The 4,425-nt window shown below is 53.5% G+C and carries 4 protein-coding genes; all 4 read left to right on the top strand.

The window, feature by feature from the left end; genetic code table 11:
* The first annotated feature begins 61 nt into the window (after positions 1-61).
* Positions 62-1,909: a glutamine--fructose-6-phosphate transaminase (isomerizing) gene (glmS, locus tag Q0X25_RS07345; protein ID WP_298580664.1), complete on the top strand. Its 1,848-nt coding sequence runs from the start codon at positions 62-64 to the stop codon at positions 1,907-1,909.
* A gap of 4 nt (positions 1,910-1,913) precedes the next feature.
* Positions 1,914-2,414, top strand: a complete 501-nt coding sequence (locus Q0X25_RS07350; protein ID WP_298580655.1) for a holo-ACP synthase — start codon at positions 1,914-1,916, stop codon at positions 2,412-2,414.
* A 4-nt stretch (positions 2,415-2,418) separates the two neighbouring features.
* Entirely contained in the window at positions 2,419-4,035 is a 1,617-nt protein-coding gene (locus tag Q0X25_RS07355) for an NAD(P)H-hydrate dehydratase (RefSeq protein WP_298580658.1), read from the top strand.
* A gap of 13 nt (positions 4,036-4,048) precedes the next feature.
* On the top strand, positions 4,049-4,425 hold a 377-nt coding region (locus Q0X25_RS07360), incomplete at its 3' end, for an alanine racemase (RefSeq protein ID WP_298580661.1).

Genomic DNA, 4,425 nt, shown 5'->3' on the forward strand with positions numbered 1-4,425 from the left:
TCGTCTTTCGCTGATGCTGGTAGAATTATGCAGAATATGGCTCTTTTGGAAGAAGGAATACATGTGCGGCATTGTTGGCTTTACCGGCAGAAAGCAAGCACAGCAATTTTTGCTTGATGGTCTGCAGGCCTTAGAATATCGAGGCTACGACTCCGCTGGCCTGTCTATTTTGTCTCCTGATGGCGAGCTGCATGCGGTGAAATGTTCCGGCCGTGTAGCAACTCTTGCTGAACGCTGCCAAACAGCAAATTTGGTAGGCACCCAAGGCATTGCTCATACGCGCTGGGCGACACATGGCGCACCGACCGATCGTAATGCGCATCCTCATACTGATTGTACGGGGCGCATTGCTATTGTGCACAATGGCATCATCGAAAACTATCTCAGTTTGCGCAGCTATCTTATGCAGCATGGCCATGAAATCAAGAGCGAGACGGACTCTGAAGTCGTGGCGCATTTAGTGGAAGATGCGTGGAATGGACCCGCACGTGGCAATTTGCTTGCCGCGGTTCGCAATGCAGTATCGCGCCTTGAGGGCTCATGGGCGCTCGCAGTTGAATGTGCCGCTGTACCAGGTGCGCTCGTTGTGGCACGCAAAGGTTCGCCGCTGGTAGTTGCGTCGACACCTGAAGGTGCCTATGCTGCTTCCGACATTATGCCACTTGCAGGTGTTGCTTCTGAAGTTATCAATCTTGAGGACGGCCAGTTTGCTCGCCTTTGCGCCAATGGCAACGTTGAGGTGTTTGAGGCAGACGGCACGCCTTGCGCATGTCCTCAGACTCTGCAGGTTGATTGGGATGCTTCTGCGGCAACACTGGGAGGCTATCCTGACTTTATGGCAAAAGAAATTGCCGAGCAGCCCGAGGCGCTGGAGCGCTTGCTCGCGGGTCGTTTGGGCAAGCATGGCATTGAGCTGGACGAGCTTTCCATGACAAAAGAAGAACTGGCGGCAATCGATCGCGTATATTTGGTTGCGTGCGGGACTTCGTACCATGTCTGTCTTATTGCCCGTGAGCTGATTGAGCGCTGGGCACATATTCCTACGTTTTGTGAATATGCTTCCGAACTTAACTACAAAGATCCACTGGTTACCGACCATACGCTTTGCGTTATTGTGACCCAGTCGGGCGAAACAGCAGACACGCTGACGGCAGCTCGTCGTATGAAGGCTTTGGGTTGTAAGGTCTTTGCAATTACCAACGTGCTTGGCTCAACTGCTGCGCGAGAGTCCGACGGCACCATGTATGTGCAAGCAGGCCCTGAGGTTTGTGTTGCGTCGACCAAAGCCTATACGGCACAGATGGTTGCTGCATGTCTCTTGACGCTACGACTTGCCTTTGCCAAGGGTGCCATGACCACAGAAGAAATTTCTCGACGCTATCATGATCTTGAGGCACTGCCCAATCTCATCCGTGAGGTTTTGAAGCGCAGCTGGCAAGACAAGCGCGTGGCACAAGTTTTTCGCAAGGCGCATTCAGCACTATTTTTGGGTCGTGGCGTCAATGCAACGACAGCATTTGAAGGTGCTCTCAAACTCAAGGAAATTAGCTATTTGCACGCTGAGGCCTATCCTGCTGGCGAGATGAAGCACGGTCCGATTGCTCTGCTTGAGCCAGGCTTTCCCGTGGTTGCGATTGTGCCAGCAGACCATGTGCATGACAAGACGGTTTCGAACATCCAGGAAGTTCATGCTCGTGGTGCACACTGTATCGCAGTGGCCACCGATGGTGATGTTGATGTAGCGCGTCAATGTGAGCATACCCTTTGGATTCCGCCTGTTCCCGAAGAAGAATTGGTGCCAATTGTGGCCATTGTGCACTTGCAGATGCTTGCACGTTTTGTCGCGATGGAACGCGGTTGTGATGTGGATAAACCTCGCAACCTCGCAAAGTCTGTGACGGTGGAGTAGGACTATGGCAACGGCTGGCATAGGCGTTAACATTTTGAATATAGAGCGCGTTGAGCGCACTTTGGCTCGCTGCCCGTCGATGGCCCGTCGGGTATTTACCGATGATGAACGTCGCTATTGCGAGTCTCGCCCTCGTCCTGCAGCTCACTATGCCGCGCGTTTTGCCGCTCGCGGAGCTGTTGCGACCGCCTTGGGCGCAGGTCCCAAGGATGGTATTTGGATGAGAAATGTCACCATTGAGCGCGATGAAGATGGCAAGAATCATGCAGTTCTTGCTGGTCGTGCACTTGAGCTGGCACAAAAAGCAGGCGTGAGTGAAATTGCCCTCTCACTGTCTTTGACACACGAAGTGGCAGTTGCCAATGCGGTTGCGGTGACCGAAGATTTGCGTCCGCGCCTTGAAGAAAAGCCTGACCCTGCTGAGGAGTTACGTGCTACTTTTCGTCGTGCTCGGACGGTAATTGATGAATTAGAGCGTATCCAAGAAAACCCCACGAAGGAGTGATGACATGCAGCCAGTGCTTAATGTCGAAGATGTTAGAAGGGTTGAGGAGGCGCTTACCAAGGCAGGCGTGAGCGTGTCAGAGCTTATGCACCGCGCAGGCGCTGCGTTGGCCCATGAAGTACTGCGTATGGAAGACATCCATGAAGTTGCCGTCCTTGCGGGCTTGGGTAACAACGGTGGTGATGGCTGGGTAGCAGCAGATGAACTCAAGCGTCGTGGACTCAGCGTAACGGTGGTTTCGCCTGCAGAGATTGAGGATATTCATAGCGATCTTGCACGCGTGTGTGCTCAAGCAGCCCACAAAGCAGGTGTTGGCGTGATGATTGCTCCTCCGCGCGATCAGCTGGATGCTCTGCTTGCCCGCGTTGATGTTGTGATTGATGCCATGTTGGGCACAGGTTTTCAGGGCAGTGCCCGTCCGCCTTTTAATGTATGGATTGATGCGGTGAATGCATCGGGTGCACGGGTGGTTTCTGCTGATGTGCCAAGCGGGCTTTCTGCCCAGCGTGGTGTGACCTCTGGTCCTTGCGTAGCTGCCGACATAACCGTGACAATGCTTGTGCTTAAACCTGGTTTACTAGCTGATGATGGCCGAGATGCCTGTGGGTCTATTGTTGTAGCTCCTTTGGCCGAGCAGACCGAGCGACTTGTCCGCGAAGCAGATCCAGTAGCATGGCGCCCCGATCTTGATGACTATTTAGATGTGATGGTGCCGCAGTCTTCAGCGGTAGATAAGTTTAGTCGTGGCTCCGTGTTGGTGGTTGGCGGTTCTACTCGCTATCCGGGCGCTCCGATGATGGCTGCTCTTGCCGCTGCACGCGCGGGTGCTGGTTATGTAACGCTTGCGGTACCTGCGGCTATTGCCGGCCTTGTGCAAACACATATGATGGAAATTCCGGTAATCGCATTTCCTGCTGATGCCGATGGTTGTTTTTCGACACGCGCTCATGATCTTATTGAGTCTCTAGCAAAAAAGTGCGATGTGACACTTGTAGGGCCTGGCATGCGTGTGAGCGGTTCAACGGTTTCTGTCATATCGTCGTTACTTACCGTTGATAAACCCTTGGTTATTGATGCTGATGGGCTTAACTGTCTTGCTCGTCTTACTTCAAATCGATTAGATGAATTCCCCGAGCTGATTCGTCGTAAGGCACCGTTGGTATTGACGCCGCATCGTCGTGAGCTTGGCAGGTTGGTAGGGCTGGCTGATACACCTCCTGATTCACTCACCGCAACTCTTGAGGCTGCTCGTCGCATTGCGTGGGCCGATGGCGGCTCTGAGCTTTGTATAGTGGCAAAAGGTAGCGCGACCGCTTGTGTGAGTCCAGAGTCTGCTTTGCTTCCCAAACCTGGACCTGCGGCGTTAGCGACGGCTGGTTCGGGTGATGTGCTGGGCGGTATTATTGCAGCGCAGTTGGCAACCACCAAGATTGGCACAGAGGGACTGCCTTTACTTTCTGCCTTGGCCTGTGAGATTCATGGCCAGGCGGGAGCCATTGCAGCTGGGCGTTTTGGTTCGCGTGGCGTGATGGCAACAGACGTTATTGATGCAATTGGACTTGCAGCAGATGCAATCGAGGAGCAGGTAGCGCTTCTGGATGTGCCTTCTGCAACGGAGTAGGGGGGGTTGCAGCGTGGCGCAAACACAGTATCCTTCTGACCGTTGGGCGTGGGTTGAGATTGATCTTGGCGCAATCAAGAGAAATACGCGGGCATTTCGCTCGATGATTGATCCTGGCACCAAGCTGATGTGTGTGGTTAAGGCAAACGCTTATGGTCATGGTGCAGTTGCTTGTGCTAAAGCCATGCGTTCTGGCGGAGCAGATCAGTTTGCGGTAGCAACCGTTGCGGAAGGCGTGGAACTGCGTAAAGCTGGAGCAACGCGCCCTATTTTGATACTTAATCAACCTCCCATTGACGCGGTGCCAACACTTGTGGAATACGACATTATGCCGTCGGTATATGGGACAGAGTTTGTTTTGGCATATGGCGAGTGCGCTGCTGCTGCCAA

This window comes from uncultured Olegusella sp. (assembly GCF_947253395.1).
Classification (GTDB): domain Bacteria; phylum Actinomycetota; class Coriobacteriia; order Coriobacteriales; family Atopobiaceae; genus Olegusella.

Excerpts from the sequence above, each read along its gene's own strand:
- glmS (WP_298580664.1), top strand. The coding sequence starts at position 62 with ATGTGCGGCATTGTTGGCTTTACCGGCAGAAAGCAAGCACAGCAATTT.
- Q0X25_RS07350 (WP_298580655.1), top strand. The coding sequence starts at position 1,914 with ATGGCAACGGCTGGCATAGGCGTTAACATTTTGAATATAGAGCGCGTT.
- Q0X25_RS07355 (WP_298580658.1), top strand. The coding sequence starts at position 2,419 with ATGCAGCCAGTGCTTAATGTCGAAGATGTTAGAAGGGTTGAGGAGGCG.